13 protein-coding genes are annotated in these 17,013 nt (G+C 74.9%); 11 read left to right on the top strand and 2 right to left on the bottom strand.

Annotated elements, in window-relative coordinates:
- Positions 1-83: 83 nt before the first annotated feature.
- Positions 84-1,679 (bottom strand): hypothetical protein, encoded by a 1,596-nt coding sequence (locus WMF19_RS11790; RefSeq protein WP_437899169.1) that lies wholly within the window; start codon positions 1,677-1,679, stop codon positions 84-86.
- A gap of 279 nt (positions 1,680-1,958) precedes the next feature.
- On the opposite strand from WMF19_RS11790, the gene WMF19_RS11785 reads away from it, so the two are divergent.
- From WMF19_RS11785 to WMF19_RS11770, 4 genes are all read left to right on the top strand, one after another.
- Positions 1,959-2,480, top strand: coding sequence for a hypothetical protein (locus WMF19_RS11785; RefSeq protein WP_437899168.1), 522 nt, complete (start codon positions 1,959-1,961; stop codon positions 2,478-2,480).
- Positions 2,477-4,051, top strand: coding sequence for a GMC family oxidoreductase N-terminal domain-containing protein (locus WMF19_RS11780; RefSeq protein WP_437899167.1), 1,575 nt, complete (start codon positions 2,477-2,479; stop codon positions 4,049-4,051). Before WMF19_RS11785 ends, WMF19_RS11780 begins: the two co-directional genes overlap by 4 nt.
- A 78-nt stretch (positions 4,052-4,129) precedes the next feature.
- Positions 4,130-5,212 carry a low-specificity L-threonine aldolase gene (gene ltaE / locus WMF19_RS11775; RefSeq protein WP_437899166.1) on the top strand — a complete coding sequence of 361 codons (1,083 nt, stop codon included), beginning with the start codon at positions 4,130-4,132 and terminating at the stop codon, positions 5,210-5,212.
- Positions 5,209-6,318 carry a tetratricopeptide repeat protein gene (locus WMF19_RS11770; RefSeq protein WP_437899165.1) on the top strand — a complete coding sequence of 370 codons (1,110 nt, stop codon included), beginning with the start codon at positions 5,209-5,211 and terminating at the stop codon, positions 6,316-6,318. The genes ltaE and WMF19_RS11770 overlap by 4 nt, the downstream gene beginning before the upstream one ends.
- Positions 6,319-6,367: 49 nt before the next feature.
- On the opposite strand, the gene WMF19_RS11765 is transcribed toward WMF19_RS11770, so the two are convergent.
- On the bottom strand, positions 6,368-6,763 hold the full coding sequence (locus WMF19_RS11765) for a hypothetical protein (protein ID WP_437899164.1): 396 nt from the start codon (positions 6,761-6,763) through the stop codon (positions 6,368-6,370).
- Positions 6,764-7,016: 253 nt separating this feature from the next.
- Here WMF19_RS11765 and WMF19_RS11760 point away from each other — a divergent pair, with 253 nt between their 5' ends.
- The 7 genes from WMF19_RS11760 to WMF19_RS11730 are packed head-to-tail and all read left to right on the top strand — an operon-like array spanning position 7,017 to position 16,968.
- Positions 7,017-7,859 carry a hypothetical protein gene (locus WMF19_RS11760; protein ID WP_437899163.1) on the top strand — a complete coding sequence of 281 codons (843 nt, stop codon included), beginning with the start codon at positions 7,017-7,019 and terminating at the stop codon, positions 7,857-7,859.
- Positions 7,860-7,897: 38 nt separating this feature from the next.
- Positions 7,898-9,925 (top strand): FHA domain-containing protein, encoded by a 2,028-nt coding sequence (locus WMF19_RS11755; protein ID WP_437899162.1) that lies wholly within the window; start codon positions 7,898-7,900, stop codon positions 9,923-9,925.
- Complete coding sequence (locus WMF19_RS11750) at positions 9,922-11,739, top strand: Stp1/IreP family PP2C-type Ser/Thr phosphatase (protein WP_437899161.1); 1,818 nt, start codon at positions 9,922-9,924, stop codon at positions 11,737-11,739. Before WMF19_RS11755 ends, WMF19_RS11750 begins: the two co-directional genes overlap by 4 nt.
- A 16-nt stretch (positions 11,740-11,755) precedes the next feature.
- Positions 11,756-12,850, top strand: a complete 1,095-nt coding sequence (locus tag WMF19_RS11745; protein ID WP_437800908.1) for a S1 family peptidase — start codon at positions 11,756-11,758, stop codon at positions 12,848-12,850.
- The gene (locus tag WMF19_RS11740) at positions 12,850-14,433 is read left to right on the top strand and encodes an FHA domain-containing protein (protein WP_437901615.1); all 1,584 of its coding nucleotides are present in this window, start codon (positions 12,850-12,852) and stop codon (positions 14,431-14,433) included. Before WMF19_RS11745 ends, WMF19_RS11740 begins: the two co-directional genes overlap by 1 nt.
- 16 nt (positions 14,434-14,449) lie before the next feature.
- Entirely contained in the window at positions 14,450-15,979 is a 1,530-nt protein-coding gene (locus WMF19_RS11735; RefSeq protein ID WP_437899160.1) for an ABC transporter permease subunit, read from the top strand.
- Positions 15,976-16,968: an ABC transporter permease gene (locus tag WMF19_RS11730; protein WP_272101718.1), complete on the top strand. Its 993-nt coding sequence runs from the start codon at positions 15,976-15,978 to the stop codon at positions 16,966-16,968. Before WMF19_RS11735 ends, WMF19_RS11730 begins: the two co-directional genes overlap by 4 nt.
- Positions 16,969-17,013 lie beyond the last annotated feature (45 nt).

Here is a 17,013-nt window from a genome sequence, read left to right as displayed (position 1 = left end):
CCCAGCGGGTGCGGACGGCGCGCCCAGCGGGTGCGGAGCGGCGCGCCATCCACTCGCGGACGGCGCTTCGCGCTCCGGCGGCCCTACTTCACCGACTCGACGTCGCCGATGTCGTCGAGGTCGTCCTTGGATTTCCCGTCGCCCGAGGTCGCCCACGGATTCGTGCGCTCGCTCTCGGGTGCGCCGCCTTCTCCGCCGTCGTCGTCTTCCTCTTCTTCGAGGTCGTCGAGCGACTCGACCTTGGCCCCGGCCGGCGAGGCGCCCGGCGCAGGCGGCGTCGATGCGCGCGGCGCCGGGGGCGCGGGCGGCGTCGATGCGCGCACCGCCGGGGGCGCGGGCGGCGTCGACGCGCGCACCGCCGGAGGGGGCGGCGTCGATGCGCGGGCCGACGAGGTGCCAGGGTCGCTCGGGAGCCTGCTGCGCGACGGCTCACCCCCCTGCAGCGACACCGACGCCGCGGCGGCGCCCGCAGCGGCGGGCGGCCTCGCGGCGATCGCGCTCGGCGGCGTGACGCTGCCGCCGGCCTTCGGCCCCGCGGGGGAGCCGGCCGGCGGGCTGCTCACCGACGCCGCGAGGCCTCCCGGCGGCGAGCCGGACGCCCCGGAGGGCGCGGCGCTCGCGGCCTTGCCGGCCTGACCCGCGTCGGGCGCGCCGCCGGGCGAGCCGGAGGCAGGCGCCGACACGGGCCCGCCGCCGGACGACACGGGGGCCGGCGCCGACACGGGCCCGCCGGACGCCGACACCGCCGGCTTCGACACGGGACCGCCGTTGGATGGGACGGGAGCGGAGGCCCCCGGCGCCGATGCGGACGCCGCGCCGCCCGGCGGCGCGGCAGCGGGCGCGCCGCCGCGGCCGGACGAGAGCTCCACCGGCGCCGCCGCCTTCGGCGTGGCGGCCCGCGGCCCATCGAAGCGCATCGCCTTCTGCGCGAGCTGCACCACGGGGAGGATGTCGCGCGGCGGGATGTTCGCGGCGATGACGTCCGGCCCGGCGATCGCGAGCTCACCGTCGGCGTGGAACGGCACGCCCGGGCGCTCGCGCTCCTGCTTGAGCCGCGCGTTGTCGATGGCGACGCGGATCTCGAGCGGGATGCGGGTCTGCCACAGCCGACCGTCGATCGCCGTGCGCACGTCCCACGGCGTCAGGATCGGCGTCCTGCCGATGCCCTCGAACGGGCTGCGATCCGCGAGCAGCGCCTTGAGCAGCCACGCGACGATCTCCTGGAGCTGCGGCGTGTCCTGATCCCACGGCACCGAGTCCCGGAAGAACTGCCAGTAGCCGCCGGCCGGGCCGTACACAGCGAGATCGCGCGGATCGAACGCGTCCTCGAACGCGCGCGGGGTGATGTCGCCCTCGTCGATGACGGAGTCGATGAGCGCGCCCTGGAAATCGGGCGTCTTGCGGCGGGCGGCCTTGGGCGAGAGGCCGGTGAGGGACGTCGAGATCTGCTGGCGCACGTCGCTCCGCTCGCGGAACCAGCCCATCCGCTCGACCGCGCCGAACTGCTCGCGCAGCTTGACCGGCGTCCACCACGGCAGATCGAGCTCGCGCAGCCGCGCGATCAGCTCGGCCACGAGCTGCAGCGCCGGCTCGCTCGCGAGGTGCACGCGCGCCTCTCTCCTCAGCGTCTCGTCGTCCTTGCTCTCGGGATCCCGGTGCTGCAGCGATCGCTCCGCCATCGTTCCTCCGTGCTCCCCCGGCCGCACTGCTCAATACCAGAACCGGATCCGCGGCGGACAGCCAGCCCACGCGCGTCCGCGAAGAGCGATCTACGCGCCGCGGCGCCGCGCTCGACGCGACACGGCGCGCGCCTTCAGCGGACCGTCAGGATGTTGTTCTGCAATGCCACGCGAACACCCCATCCGCGTGGCCGAGCCAAGCGCCCGGGATCACCCGACCACGCCGCGCGCCGCCTTGGGCCTCGGCGCTGCGTCGATCCGGGCTAGGCTCTCGCGGCCATGCACGAGGACGGGGGAAGGAGCGCGCCCGAGCGCGCCGCGCGAGGGGTCGAGCTGTGGGAGCGCGGCGGGCGCGGGCTCTCGCCGTGGGCGCGACGCGTCGCGTGGGCCGCCGCCGAGGCGATGCTCTGCGACGAGGACGAGCGCGGGGAGCTCGCCCCGCCGGGCGCCGAGGTGTGCGAGCGCGCGGTCGCTGCGCTGGATCTCTCGCTCGAGCAGGGCACCCCCGAGACCCGGCGCGCTTTCGGGCTGCTGGCCGTCTGCCTCGAGCTCTTGCCGCCCTTCGTGATCGGCGCCTTCGGCCGGATGAGCCGGCTCTCGCTCGACCGGCGGCTCGCGTACCTGGAGGCGCTCGAGTCGAGCCGCTCCGGGCTCCTCGCGATGCTGCTCCTCGCCTTCAAGGTGCCGATGTGCATGGCCGCCTTCGAGGAGGGCGCGGAGCTCGCGCTGACGGGCTTCGACCGCGAGAGCACCGCGGCGCGGCGCAGGCTGCCCGGGCTCGGCGCCGGGGGCCGCGCGTGAACGGCGGCATCGCGTCGAGCGAGCCGATCGTCAGCGGGCGCGACCTGCCGGCGGGGTTCGACGAGCCGTGCGACGTCGTCGTGGTCGGCTCCGGCGCCGGCGGCGCGGTCGTCGCGGCGCTGCTCGCCGAGGCGGGGCGGCGCGTGATCGTGCTGGAGGAGGGCCCCCACGTTCGCCCTGACGACTACCAGCGCTGGAAGCCCAGCGAGTCGGTGCGGCGGCTGTTCCGCGAGGCCGGCCTGTTCACCGCGCTCGGCGTCGGCCAGACGCCGATGATCTCGCTCACCCTGGGGCGCGCCGTCGGCGGATCGTCGGTGGTGACCGGCGGGGTCTGCTTCCGCATCCCGGGCAGCGTCCACGCGCGATGGACGCGCGACCTCGGCCTCGACGAGCTCTCGGAGCGCGCCCTCGAGGCGGCGTACGAGAGCGTCGAGCAGCGGCTGGAGGTCCGCGAGGTCCCCGAGGCGCTGCGGTCCGCCTCGACGGCGCGGCTCGTCGAGGGCGCGAGGCGGCTCGGCATCCCGATGCGCCCGCTCCGCCGCAACACCGGCGGCGCGTGCGAGGGCAACGGCCGGTGCAACTTCACCTGCCCCGCCGGGGCGAAGCGCTCGGTCGACGTCGCCTACCTGCCGTCGGCGACCGCGCGAGGCGCGCGCGTGGTCGCCGACGCGCTGGTCGAGCGGATCGCCGTGAAGCGCGGGCGCGCCGTCGGCGTCGAGGGGAGGCTGCTCGGCGGCGAGCCCGGGGCCCCGCCGCGCCGCTTCCGGGTGCGCGCGAAGGCCGTGGTCGCCGCGTGCGGCACGCTGCACACGCCGCTGCTCCTCCGCGCGACGGGCGCGTTCGGGGCGAGCTCCGGGCTCGGCGACGGCGTGACGCTGCACCCGGCGGTGCGCGTGGTCGCGCGGTTCGACGACGCGCTGAACGGCTGGGACGGCGCGCTCCAGAGCGTCTACTCCGACCACTTCGACGCCGAGGGGATCAAGCTCGTCGGCGTCTACTCGGCGGTGAACGTGCTCGCGGCGGGCCTGCCAGGCGTCGGGCCCGCGCTGCGGCGGCGGGCCTCCGCGCTGTCGCGCTGCGCCGTCTTCGGCGCCATGATCCACGACGAGGGCGGCGGCCGCGTCCGCCCCGGCCCGGGCCGGGAGCCGCTCGTCTCCTACGCGATGGCGCCGCGGGACCTCGCGCGGCTCCGCCGGTCCATCACGATCCTCAGCGAGATGGCGCTCGCCGCCGGCGCGCGCGAGGTCTACACCGCGCTGCTCGGCGCGCCGCCGGTCACGTCGATGGACGCCGCGCGCGCGGCAGAGCGCGCTCCGATCGACGCGCGCCGCATCGAGTGCATGGCGTTCCACCCGCTCGGGAGCGCGCGGGTGGCGAACGATCCGCGGCGCGGGATCGTCGATCAGAGCGGCGAGTGCTTCGCGCTGCCGGGGCTCTTCGTCGCCGACGGCTCGATCCTCCCCACGAGCATCGGCGTGAACTCCCAGGTGCCGATCATGGCGATGGCGACGCGGATCGCGTGGCGGATGGCCGAGCGGTTCCCGCGGCTCGCTGCGGCGAGCCCCGCGTAGGGGGCGCGGCGCCGCGTAGCGGGCGCGGCGCCACGCGGTGCTACAACGTCGGCCGACGCCGACAGCCGAGGTTCCAGGATGCAAGCGACGATCGATCTCCGCTCCGACACCGTGACCCGACCGACCGCGGCCATGCGCGCCGCCATGGCCGCGGCCGAGGTCGGCGACGACGTGTACCGGGAGGACCCCACCGTGCGGGCGCTCGAGGAGCGCGTCGCGGAGCTCACGGGCAAGGAGGCCGCCCTGTTCGTGCCGAGCGGGACGATGGGCAACCAGATCGCGCTCCTCTGCCACACCCAGCGCGGCGACGAGGTGATCGCGGGCGAGGGCGCGCACTGCGCGTTCTACGAGAGCGGCGCCGCCCCCGCCTGGAGCGGCGTGCAGTTCGTCTTCGCCGGGCGCGGCGGCCTGTTCACGGCGGCCGACGTCGAGGACGCGATCAAGCCGCCGCAGTACTACCTCCCGCGCACGCGCCTCGTCGCGATCGAGAACACCCACAACCGCGCGGGCGGCCGGGTCTTTCCGCAGGAGGACGCGCTCGCCATCGCGTCGGTCGCGCGCGCGCACGGGCTCGCGCTGCACCTCGACGGGGCGCGCCTCTGGAACGCGGCGGTCGCCGCCGGCCGGACGCCCGCCGAGCTCGCCGCGCCGTTCGACACGGTGAGCGTCTGCTTCTCGAAGGGCCTCGGCGCGCCCGTCGGCTCCGCGCTGTGCGGCAGCGCCGACGTGGTCCGCGCCGCGCTGCGCTTCCGGAAGATGCTCGGCGGCGGCATGCGGCAGGCCGGCGTGCTCGCGGCCGCCGCCCTGTACGCGCTCGCGCACCACCAGGGCCGCATCGCCGAGGACCACGAGGCCGCGCGCGCCATCGCGCGGGCGATGCGCGCGGCGGCGCGCCACGCTGTGGCGCCCGCGACGATCGAGGAGCCCGAGACGAACATCCTCTACATCGAGACGCCCGGCATCCCGGCCGAGCGGCTCGTCGAGGCCGCGCGGCGGCGCGGCGTGCTCGTGGGGGCGACGGGCCGGAGCGCCGTCCGCGCCGTGACCCACCTCGATCTCGCGCCGGAGCAGGTCGCGCCCGCGGCGAGCGCCCTCGCCGAGGCGCTCGCCGAGGTGCTGGCGCAGCCGCGCGATCGCGGCGCCGAGGGCGCGCGCGCATGAGCGGCCGCCGCACGAACGCCCCCGCGCCGGCGCTCGCCCTCGCGATCGCCGCGCTGCTCGGCCCTGGGTGCGCGCCGGCGCGCGGCGACGCCTACCTCGCCGCGATGACCGCCGGCGAGCGCGCCTACCACGCGGGGCGCTACCGCGAGGCGGCCCGCTCGTTCGACGACGCCGCGTCGCAGGCGCTGCGCGTGAAGGACCGCGACGAGGCGCGCCTCATGCAGGCGCGCTCGTTCGAGCGCGAGGAGTCCTGGGGCGAGGCGCGCGCGTCGTACGAGCGGCTGCTCGCCGACTCGCCGCGCGGGCCGCGCTCGGAGCGCGCGGAGTTCGAGCTCGCCGATCTCGCGATCGAGCACGGCGACGCGGACGCGGGCTACGCGATGCTGCTGACGGCGACGCTGCGCCACCCGTCGCACGGGCTCGCGCGCAACGCGCTGAAGCGGCTCATCCGGCGCGAAGAGGAGCGCGCCGGCGCGGCGGGCGCGCTCGCGTGGCTGCGGCAGCGCGGCCCAGCGCTCCGCGGGACGGAGCTCGATCAGGACGTCGCCTACCACACCGCGCTCCTCCTGGAGCGGAGCGGCGATCGCGAGGCCGCGCTGCGCGCGCTCGTCGCCGCCGCGCGCGCGCACCCGTACCCCGTCGGCAGCTTGACGGACGACGCCCTGTTCCACGCGGCGGAGCTCGCCGCGTCGCTCGGGCGCCCCGAGGAGGCCATCGGCTACCTGAGGGAGATGCTCTCCGCGCGCGAGCCGGCCGTCACCGGCAGCTACGATCGCGGGAAGTTCGACGACGCGCAGCTCGAGATCGCGCGCCTCTACCGCGACGCGCTCGGCGATCGCGCGGCCGCGCGCCGCGAGCTGCACAAGCTCTATACGGACCACCCCGCGTCCATCCTGCGCGACGACGCGCTCTGGGCCGAGGCGAAGCTGTGGCGCGAGGATGGCCGGAGCAAGGAGGCGTGCGCCACCGCAGCCCGAATCGCCCGGGAGCTCCCAGAATCGCGCTACGCGCGCTGCGCGCACGCTATATGTCCGTCGCTCCCGGCGGCGCCCCGCCCGTGCGCGGACTACATCCTCCGCGAGCTCGACGAACGGAAGGACCCTTGACGCGGGGACGCCGCGCGGCGCGGTCGCCGCGGCGGCGCGCCGACCGCGCTCAGTCGTCCTCGTCGTCCGCGGGCTCCAGCTCGGCGTCGTCGTCGTCGTCGCCGTCTTCGTCCTCGTCGTCGGCGAGGTCCTCGTCGTCGGCCTCATCGAGGTCGTCGTCGTCCTCGCGCGGCTCGTACTTCAGATCGATGCCGATGTCGCCGAGCTGGGTCTCGAGGAGCTCGAAGAGCTCGTCCACGTCGTCGCCCCCCCACTCGTCGAGCACGTCGGTCAAGAACTCAAAAAAATCACCGCTGTCCAGACGACGCTCGATCTCTTCGACCTGCTCCTCCGAGAACGCCTCGAGGACGTCCTCGCGCAGCGCTTCGGTGTCGCCTTCCTCAACGGCATCCGCCGCAGAGAGGCGGATCTGCTTTACGGCACGCTTGTCGAGGTGAATCTCCATGAAGGTGGCTTCGTTTAGGCGACCCTCGCAGCTGCCGTCAAGCGGCGTATGGTGTCGAGCTTCAAGAGACCGCTCGTCTCCCCCCTCCGTCGCGTCTTTTCCTGGGGGCGCGGCGGGGACGCCGCGGGGCGCGGAGCTGCCCCAGGCGGCCACGCGCGCCCCCACGTCGGAGGTCGGCGCGGGCGCGCCCCCAGCGCCCGCGCGGCGGAGGAGCGTTGCCGGCGGCAGATCTCTCGCGTATCTCAAACAACTCGTGCGTTTGCGATCTCCGCCCGGCGCGCTCTCGGCCGCGATCATCGCGGCCGGCGCCCTGCTGTCCTTGACAGCGCGGGCCGCGCCTCCGCACCTCCAGGCCGAGGGCGCCCTCCACGGCGCCGCGCCGGGCGCTCCCGCCGGCGGCCGGACGGGAGGAGGCCCGGGCGAAGGGGCCGAAGACGGCCGCGCCGCGCCCGCCGGGAGCGCGCTGCTCCACGCGGCGGGGGACGAGGCCGCCGCCGAGCAGGAGCCATCGCTCGCCGTCAAGCCGCGCGTCGAGCTCGCCTCCCGACCGCCGCCGCTGCACGTCGAGTACGTGCAGTACGGCGTCGCCCTCGTGGCGGAGATGAGCCTCGATCCGGGCGCTGCCTGCCCGCGCTCGGGGCCCCTCTACGCGTGCATCCTGGGCAGCGGAGGCGGGCTCGCGATCCGCGGCGGATACCGATCGCCGGGCCCCTGGTACTTCGGCGGCGCGTACCAGTTCACCAAAATGGACTCGAGCAACCTCTACCGGCTTGGAATCTTCCAGCAGCTGCGGGCCGAGATGAGGTACCTGCCGGACATCGGCTACCGGGCGGCTCCGTACTTTTCCGCCGGGATCGGCGGCGTCGCCTACGGGAACGAGTGGGGCGTCGAGACGGGCGGCGCGCTCATCTTCGGCGGCGTCGGGGTCGAGCTGGAGGTCTCGCGCCGCGCGGTGCTCGGCGTCAGCTGCGTGTACCGGCCGGTGCTGCTCGCTGGCTGGAGGGATACGGCCAACTACGAGCGGGCCACCGCCATCGCGCAATTCGTCGGCTTCGAGCTCCTCCTCGAGGTGCGGACCGAGGTCGGCCGGCGCTGAGCGGTTCCCCTGTCCGCTCGAGAGAACGCACCGGCTACTTGACTCGACCGTCGCTCCGCGGTCCCCTCGGCAGCGTGATCTGCGATGTGTGCGGTCGCGACAACGCTGGCGATCTGACGTTCTGTCAGGATTGCGGTCGGCGGCTGAAGGCTCGAGAGGCGCGGGTCGTCCCGCCGACGCCGCCGAGCGGCTTGCCGCAGGTGTCGCTCCCGGCCCTGCCCGCGCCTGCACAGGCCGAGACGCCGCCGCCCGCGAACGACGCCCGCGCGGCCGCCAGGCCGCCGGGGCCTCGCGGCGCGCCGGGGCGCCTTCGCCCGGAGGCGCCCGTGTTCTCCTTCAGCCCGCTCAGCTCGGCGAGGACGGAACCGGCCATGCCGGCGGCGCACGGCCGCGCGGAGGGCGCATCGCGCCCGGCGCGCGAGGGCGCCGCGACGCCGGCTGCCGGCGCGCTGGACAGCGCGATCCAGATGGTGCCAGCCCTGCAAGCGCCGAAGGTCACCGAGCGGGGCGACGCGCCCGCGCCTCCCGCGACGCCCTCGATCACCGACGCGATCCTGGGGCTCTCCTGCCCGAACTGCAGCGGGGAGAACCCTCCGGGCTACCGCTTCTGCGTGACGTGCGGCGCGCCGCTGAACAGGAAAGATGGCGGAGCGGCGGCGGGCGCTCCACAGCCGGTGAGCCAGGTGTCGAAGCGCGCCAGGGGAGAGCGCGGCGAGCCAGGCGCCGCGCTCTCCCCTGGCGCGCCGTACATGGCGCCCCCGCCGCACGAGGAGATCGGGACGACCGCGCGAGGTCTCGACGACGTCACGCACGTCACGCACGCCGCGCCCCGGCACGCACCTCCGGCGGAGGCTGCGCCGCAGGCGGCCCGCGACGAGCGCTCCGGCGCCGGAGACGCGCAGCAACGGGGCGGCGCGCCGGCCAGGCCGCCTCCGCCCCCGCTGCCACCGGTCGCCCTGCCCCCGGCGCGGCTGCCCCCGCCCGCGGCCAGCGGGAGCAGCGCCGACAAGATCGTCGGCTCGCCGGTCGTCGACATCGCGTCCTCGCAGCGGGCGCCCGTCCCGCCGGTCGAGTGCGCGCGCTGTCGCGGTCAGTGCCTGGCGGGCACGCGGTTCTGCAAGTACTGCGGCGCGCCCCTCGAGGGCGAGCGGCCCGCCTCCGAGCGCCCCGCCAGACCCGCCACCGACCGCCCGCAGCCAGCGCCCGCGCTCGCCCCGGACGCCCGGCGCGACCCGCAGCGGCCCCCACGTGCTGCCGAGCCCGCCGGGTCGCTCTCGACCGAGACGGGCAGCGCGCCTCCGCCCTCCCAGCAGCCGCTCGCTCCGCTGCGCGCGTCCCTCTCGGCTCGCCCGCCGGCGTGGGTTCCGGCTGACACCCAGCCGACCCGGGCTGACACCCAGCCGACCCGAGCGCCCGAGGGCAAGCTCATCGTGATCGTCGAAGACGGGACCGAGGGAAAGAGCTTCCCCCTCGCCGGCCCGCAGATCGACATCGGCCGCACCGAGGGGGAGATCCTCCTGGAGGACGACCAGTACGTCTCGCCCCGGCACGCGCGGATCATTCCGCAGGAAGGGTCCTGGGTTCTCCGTGACCTGGGCAGCGTCAACCGCATCTACCTTCGCATCCGGAAGACGCACGCCCTCCGAGATGGCGACTTGCTCCTCCTGGGCCTCGAGGTGTTACAGTTTCAGACCGTGAACGACGGCGAGCGAGGCCTCGGCCATGCCATCCAGCATGGAACGTTGCTGTTTGGCTCGCCCGCCATCCACCGCCGGGCGAGACTCTGCCAGCGGACGGTGGAGGGCGTGATGCGGGACGTGTACCACCTCTACCGGGATGAGACGGTGATCGGACGGGAGACGGGAGACATCGTATTCACGGCCGATCCGTTCCTCTCGCGACGCCACGCCGCCATCCGGAGGAACCCGGCCACGGGGGAGTTCACGCTCAGCGACCTGGACTCGTCGAACGGGACCTACGTCGCCATCCGCGAGGACGTCAGCCTCCTCGATCGCGACTTCGTGCGCATCGGGCAGCACCTGTTCCGCGTGGATCTCACCCGATGAGCGACCAGACCGTCCGCGAAACGCCGACCGAGGCGCTGGAAGTCGAGGGGCTCCCCGGCGCGGCGTCGGCAGGAACCGACTCGAGCAGCCACGCCGGCAAGGCGCTTCATGACTCCCCGCACGGCGCCGCGTCGCTCGAGCCCGGCAAGGCGGGGTCTGTGGAAGCAGGCAAGCCCGTGAACTGGAAGCCCCCGCCGCCCAAGACGCGTCCGGCCGCGAACGCCGCGCAGAAGGCTGGCATCGCCGTGAAGCCCGTGAAGGCGCCCAGCGCATCGAGCCCGGAGAAGGTCGGGCGGAAGCTCCCTCCACCGCCGCGGGTGCGGCTCACCGCGGGCGGGTCGCGCGAGGAAGACGCGGATGGAAGCACGACACGGTCGGACGACCTCGGAGACGCAGTGACCCCCGACGCGCCGCCGGCAGCCGCTCAAGCGCACGCCTCGCTCGCGGCTGCGTCGTACGACGGCGCGTTCGACGAGACCCCCGCCGCGGAGGCCGCCCATGGCGGCGGCGCGGCCGGGCGCTTCGCGGGCGAGGCGCCGGGAGCCGGCGAGCCGGACGAGGGCGGGCAGCGCCCGGACGGCATGGACGGCGCGGCGACACCGCCCGACGAGCCGCGCCGCCCCGAGGTCGTGCTGCGGCTGTTCGGCCGCACCGACGTGGGCCAGGTCCGCGAGCACAACGAGGACAACTTCATCGTCGCGGATCTCACGAACGCGAGCCGCGGCCTGATGGAGATGGACCGCTACCAGGTCGTCGGCGAGCGGGGCGCGCTGCTCGGCGTGTGCGACGGCATGGGCGGCGCCGCGGCCGGCGAGGTCGCGAGCCAGCTCGCGGTTGACATCATCTACCAGCGGATGAGCGCCGCCGGTCCCCCGGAGAACCACGACGAGCTCGCGGCGCGGCTGGTGCAGTCGATCGAGGCGGCGGGCCTCCGGATCTTCAGCGAGGCGAAGCTCGATCGGACCCGGCGAGGGATGGGGACCACCTCGACCATCGCCGCGCTCATGGACGATCACCTGTTCCTCGGGCAGGTCGGCGACAGCCGCGCGTACGTCCTCCGCGGCGATCGGCTCGTGCAGGTGACGCGCGACCAGTCGCTCGTGAACCAGCTCATCGAGGCGGGCCAGCTCACCGAGGAGGAGGCCGAGACCTTCGAGCACAACAACATCATCCTCCAGGCGCTCGGCACCGCGGACTCGGTGCAGGTCGACCTCACCTTCGTGGAGCTCAAGCGGGGCGACACGCTGATGCTCTGTTCCGACGGGCTCTCGGGCATGGTGCGGAACGAGGAGATCCGCGAAGTGCTGCGGACCGTCGACGATCCGATCGAGGCCTGCAAGGTGCTGACGGATCGGGCCAACCAGGCCGGCGGGCACGACAACATCACGGTGGTGGTCGCGAAGTTCGACGGCGACGGGCTCGCCCCGCCGGAGCTCGAGGACATCGAGGATCTCCGCTACCAGAAGTACGCGCTGCCCGAGCACCTCCTGGCGCAGAACGCCGCCGCGTCCGAGCCGGCGCGCAAGGTGAAGGAGCTCGACGAGAAGAAGATCTCGCAGCGCCCCCCCTCGCCGAAGTCGTGGCTCAGCAGCAGCGCCGACAGCGACATGGACGACGACGGGGACGACTACGACCAGGTCGCCTCGCCGCTGCCGGCCGACGACGCGCTGGACGAGCGCAACGCCCGCGCGCCCGTCCAGGGCGACGAGCCGATCATGATCCCGACCGACGGCGCGCCGCAGTGGCTGGTGATCTTGATGATCGTGAGCGCCGTCGCGTGCGTTACCATCGCCGGCTACTACCTGCTTCGTTAGGGTGCGCGCGGCGCACGTGCGCGCGCCCTCCACCGCGATGCTGCGCAGCAACGACAAGCGCGGCCGGCAGACGCCGGCCGCCCCGCAGGAAGAGTGGCCCCCCGGGCGCCCCGACGCGGACGGCCGCGTCGACGTCGAGACCGCGCAGCGCATCGTCAAGGATGCCGTCGTGCAGGCGATGCGGCGCGAGGAGAAGGCGCTCGCGCTCGTGCGCGCCAAGGCGGACGACGCGAGGCGCAAGGTGTCGCGCCACAACCTGCTCCTCGGGCTAGGCGTCGCCGCGGCGCTCGTCGCCGTGGCGGTGGCGTCCGTGGTCACGTACCGGTCGCGCCGGGCGGCCGACGCGCTGGCGCGCGAGGTCGGCCTCGGGATCGCGCCCGCGGCGCGCCCGTCGGGCGCGATCCCGGAGCAGGTACTCTCGGGGCGCGCCATCTTCGAGCAGAACAGGCTGGCGCTCTACGTGATGGGCTACAAGGTGGACAACCGCATCGGCGGTTGCTGCTCGGCGTTCGCCATCGCGCCCGATCTGCTCGCGACGAACGCTCACTGCGTCCGCGACTGCCGCGCCCGCGGCGGCACCTCGATCGTCACGCAGAACGACTCGATGGGGAAGATCCGCTTCCCCATCGTCGCGATGTCGGCCCACCCGGCGTACAAGCCGGGGCAGGCGGGCGCCGGCTCGCCGGACGTCGCCCTGCTCCGGATAACCGGCAAGGCGACGCACACGGTGAAGCTCGCGAACGACGCCGAGCTGCGGGCCATCGGGCCGGGCGACGACGCCTACGTCATCGGCTTCCCTGGTCGCCTGATGGACCCGCTGAGCCCCTCGGCGACGTTCCTGCAGGGCCGCATCGGGCGCGTGACCGGCATCGACGAGGAGGCGACGACGCCGGACCGCGCCGTCCTGATCCAGCACGACGCGGTCACGCGCGGGGGCAACAGCGGGAGCCCCATCTTCAACCAGTACGGGCACGTCATCGGCATCCACGCGGCGCACATCGACGACGAGGACGACGTCACGATCGACGGCCGGAAGGCGACGGTGACGCAGAGCTCGCCGTTCCGCATCGGGATGCGGATCGATCTGCTGAAGGGGGTCCCCGCGCCGTGATGCTGCGTGTCGTGCACACCTTCGGGCGCAACGCCGGGTCTGTGGAGCTCCACGACCGGCGCGCGGTGCGCTTCGGTCGAGCGCCGGACAACGACGTCGTCTTCGACCCGAACCACGATCGCGACGCGAGCAGCCACCACGCCGAGGCGCGCCTCGAGGCGACGGGCTGGGTGCTCTACGACCTCGACAGCCGCAACGGGACCTACGCGGGCGGGCAGCGGATCAAGCGGCACCCGATCGCGTCGGGCGACGAGATCACGTTCGGCGCCAAGGGCCCGCGGGTGCGGCTGGAGCTCATCGAGCGCCGCACGTCGGGTCCGCCGCCGGCGCACGCCGTGGCGCCTCACCTCTCTCCCGCCGCGGCTTACCCTGCGCCGGTGACGGGCCATCCCGCGCCCGCTGCGTACCCCGTGCCGACAGCGGGCTACCCCGCGCCCGCCGCGTACCCCGCGCCCGCCGCGTACCCCGCGCCCGCCGCGTACCCCGCGCCCGCTGCGTACCCCGCGCCCGCTGCGTACCCCGCGCCCGCTGCCGCCCCCCATGGACACGTCCCGGCCGCGCCGCCGGCCGGCGCGCGGCGGGTCGGCGAGCGGACGATCGCCATGATGATCTCCTCCGCCGTCGCGGCCGCCACGGGGCGCGCGAAGCCCCGCGGCACCGTCGAGATCAACGCCATGCTCCACAAGGAGGTGCACGCCGCGACGGCAGGCCAGCGGCGCACGACCTACATCCTGGCCGCGCTCCTCGTGATCGCGCTCGCCAGCCTCGCCGCGCTCATCGTCTACAACCGCTCCTCCCACGACGAGATCAGCCAGCTGCGGGAGGAGCTCGCGGGCCTCTCGCCGGAGGACCCCCGGCGCAAGGAGATCGAGCGCCGCCTCGGGACGCTCCACCCCTCGAACGCCAACTTCGGGCGCAACCTCCACGACCGCTCGAGGAAGGGGATCTTCATGCTCGCCGCCGGGCGCGAGGGGTTCTGCACGGCGTTCGCGGTGCGGCCCTCCGTCCTCGTGACGAACGCCCACTGCATCACCGCGGCCAAGCGCCGCGGCGGCGCGATCGTGGCGCTCGAGAACGAGGGCCGGGGCCAGATAAACTTCGCCGTGACCGGCATGCGGACGCACCCGCAGTACCGCGACAGCGCGGATCAGCTCACCCCGGACATCGGCACCGTGACGATCGCGGGGCGCGCGGCCGCCGTGCTCGAGCTCGCGACGCGGGAAGAGCTCGCCGCGGCGGGCGCCGGCGACGACGTGTACCTGATCGGCTTCCCGGAGCGGCTCACGGACACCGCGAACCCCGTCGCCACGTTCCTCGCCGCCAACATCGGCCGGATCACGGGCGCGAACGGCCGGCCCGCGCCCGCGGCGGAGGCATGGCTGATCCAGCACGACGCCCGCAGCACGAGCGGCATGAACGGGAGCCCCATCTTCAACGGCCAGGGCAAGGTCATCGGCATCAACGCCGGCGGTTACCTCGAGGGCAACGACGAGACGATCTCTGGCCAGAAGATGGAGGTGGTAAAGGCCTCCCCCTACAAATTCGGGATGCGCATCGACCTGCTCGACGCCATCCTGCGCTGACTCCCGGCCGAGAGAGATGCTCCGCCACGCGCTCCGCAGGCTCCTCTGGACGCTGCCGACCCTCGTCGGCGTCTCGCTGCTGACCTTCTTCGTGCTCTCCTTCGTCCCGGATCCGACGGACGACCCGCTCCTCGCCAGCTCGCTCTCCAGCGCGGAGCTCGCGCGGCTCCGCCGGGAGCGCTTCCTCGACCTGCCGCGCTTCATCAACCTGGAGCCGCGCGACGTGCGCCTGCGCGCCCTCGCGGCCGCGCAGGCCATCGCGGCCGGCGGCGACGACGCCGCGGCCGCCGCCGACGAGCTGCGTCGCCTCGGCGGCGCCGCGCTGCCGCACATCCTGCCGCTCGACGCGCTCGCGCCCGAGCCGCGCACCCGCGTCGCGCTCGCGCTCGCGCCCGTCGCGGCGCGGATGGGCCTGCCGCGGGCCGACGACGCCGCGGACCCGGCGCACGCTGTCGCGTTCTGGACGCGCTTCTGGGACGACCGCGGCATCGAGTTCCGGAGCGCGTCGGTGCGGAGCGCCGTGCGGCGCCTGGTCCGCTACGGCTCCGCGTCGCGCGCCGCCGAGCTGCTGGAGCTCGACACGTTCGCCCTGCAGGCGGTGATCGCCGCGCTGCAGCCGCCGCGCGACGCCGAGTCGCTCGAGCAGGCGCGCGCCCTCGTCGACGTCGCGGCCCACATCGCGGAGATCGACGACCGGATCGCCCCGGGCGACGACCTCGCGGAGGCCCGCGCGTGCGTCACGCGGTGGAGGTCGTTCTGGAACGTGTACCGCAGCGACTTCGAGGTGTTCACCGGCCCGGCGCAGCTCGCGGCGACCGTGCTCGAGACCCGCTACGGCAAGTGGGCGCTCGGCGCGGTCACCCACCGGCTCGGCGTCGCGGCGACCGGCGAGCCGGTGCTCGACGAGCTCGCGCGGCGCGCGCCCGTCACCCTCGCGCTCGTCTTCGGGGCGATCGCGCTGGCCTACGCCGTGGCGATCCCGCTCGGCGCGCTCAGCGCGGCCTCGCAGGGCCGGCGGAGCGACTCGGCGATCGCGGCCGCCGTGCTCACCGCCGCCGTCCTCCCGACCGCCGTCGTGGCCGTGGCCGCCGTGCTCCTCTCGGGCGGCGCGCGATCCCTGCTCCTGCCGACGTGCCTCATCGCGCTCTCGCTCGTCGCCGCGCCGACGCGGCAGCAGCGCGCCGCGCTCGTCGCGGTCCTCGCGCAGGACTTCGTCCGGGCCGCGCGGGCGCGCGGCGCCGGCACCGCGCGCGCCATCGCCGTCCACGGGCTCCGCAACGCCGTGCTCCCGGTCGTGACGCTCGCCATGCTCGAGCCGCCGATGGCGCTCGGCGGCGCGTTCGTCGTCGAGCGCGTCTTCGAGCTCCACGGGCTCGGCGAGCTCACGCTCCTCGCCGTGCAGGCGCGCGACGTGAGCTGGCTCATGGCCATCTCGATCGGCGCCGCGGCGATCGCCGCGCTCGGCGTGATCGCGACCGACCTCGCCTATGTGCTCGTCGATCCGCGGCTCGGCCCGGCGGTGCTCTCGCGGAGGAGCGAGGCGTGACCCACGCGACGGCGTTCCTCCGCCGGATGGTCGGCAGCAAGCGCGTCGCCATCGGCGCCGTGCTGCTCGGCGTCCTCGCCCTGCTCGCCATCTTCGCCGAGCTCCTCGCCGCCCCTGCGCCCATCGCCTGCTTCGGGCCGGAAGGCGCGGAGATCCTGCCCGCGGTCACCGAGGGCGCCACGCTCGATTCGCTCACCGAGGCCGAGCTCAGGGTGCGCTTCGAGGGCTTCGCGATCTGGCCGCCCATCCGCTACGGCCCGGAGCAGCGCACCGACGCCGGCCCGAACGCGTCGCCGTCCCTCGACCACCCGCTCGGCACGGACTTCGAGAGCCGCGATCTCGCCGCGCGGCTGATCTACGGCGCGCGCACGGCGCTCGGCCTCTCGCTCAGCGCGGTGCTCGTGGGCATGTTCCTCGGCGTCGTGCTCGGCGGACTCGCGGGCACGCTGCGCGGCGTCTGGAACGACGGCCTCGTCCGCCTCGTCGAGACGGTCGACACCTTCCCGGCGATCCTCGTCGTGGCCATCGTGCGGGCGATCGAGCGCGAGCCCTCCGCGCTGTCGCTGGTGCTCGCGGTCGCCTTCGTCCGCTGGGCGGAGATCGCGCGCCTCGTGCGCGCCGAGGTGCTGCGCGCGTCGAGCGAGGAGTACGTGATGGCCGCGCGCGCGCTCGGCAGCACCCGGCTGCGCGTCTTCTACCGCCACATTCTCCCGAACGCGCTCGGCCCCGTGATCGTGAGCTCGGTGCTCGGCGTGGCGTCCGTGGTCCTGCTCGAGGCGGCGATCTCGTTCCTCGGGATGGGGGCGCCCGCGCGCGTGGCCTCGTGGGGGGAGACGCTGGGCCAGGCGGCGCGGCACCCGAGCGAGATCCGGCTGCTCGTCTTCCCCGGCGTGCTGCTCCTGGCGACGGTCGGCGGCTCTTACCTCATCGCCGACGCGCTGCGCGACTCCATCGATGCACGCACCGTCCGCGCGCGCGTCCCGCGCTGACGGCGCGGGGGCCGTACGTCCGCGCGCCAGCCGCCGGCCGTGCAG

The organism is Sorangium sp. So ce124 (assembly GCF_051525235.1).
Classification (GTDB): Bacteria; Myxococcota_A; Polyangia; order Polyangiales; family Polyangiaceae; genus Sorangium; species Sorangium atrum.
This window is presented reverse-complemented; position numbering and strand designations above follow the sequence as displayed.

Bases quoted from the DNA above. Each gene is read 5' to 3' on its own strand.
- WMF19_RS11790 (WP_437899169.1), bottom strand. From the start codon at position 1,679: ATGGCGGAGCGATCGCTGCAGCACCGGGATCCCGAGAGCAAGGACGAC.
- WMF19_RS11735 (WP_437899160.1), top strand. From the start codon at position 14,450: ATGCTCCGCCACGCGCTCCGCAGGCTCCTCTGGACGCTGCCGACCCTC.
- WMF19_RS11770 (WP_437899165.1), top strand. From the start codon at position 5,209: ATGAGCGGCCGCCGCACGAACGCCCCCGCGCCGGCGCTCGCCCTCGCG.
- WMF19_RS11740 (WP_437901615.1), top strand. From the start codon at position 12,850: ATGCTGCGTGTCGTGCACACCTTCGGGCGCAACGCCGGGTCTGTGGAG.
- WMF19_RS11765 (WP_437899164.1), bottom strand. From the start codon at position 6,763: ATGGAGATTCACCTCGACAAGCGTGCCGTAAAGCAGATCCGCCTCTCT.
- ltaE (WP_437899166.1), top strand. From the start codon at position 4,130: ATGCAAGCGACGATCGATCTCCGCTCCGACACCGTGACCCGACCGACC.
- WMF19_RS11785 (WP_437899168.1), top strand. From the start codon at position 1,959: ATGCACGAGGACGGGGGAAGGAGCGCGCCCGAGCGCGCCGCGCGAGGG.
- WMF19_RS11750 (WP_437899161.1), top strand. From the start codon at position 9,922: ATGAGCGACCAGACCGTCCGCGAAACGCCGACCGAGGCGCTGGAAGTC.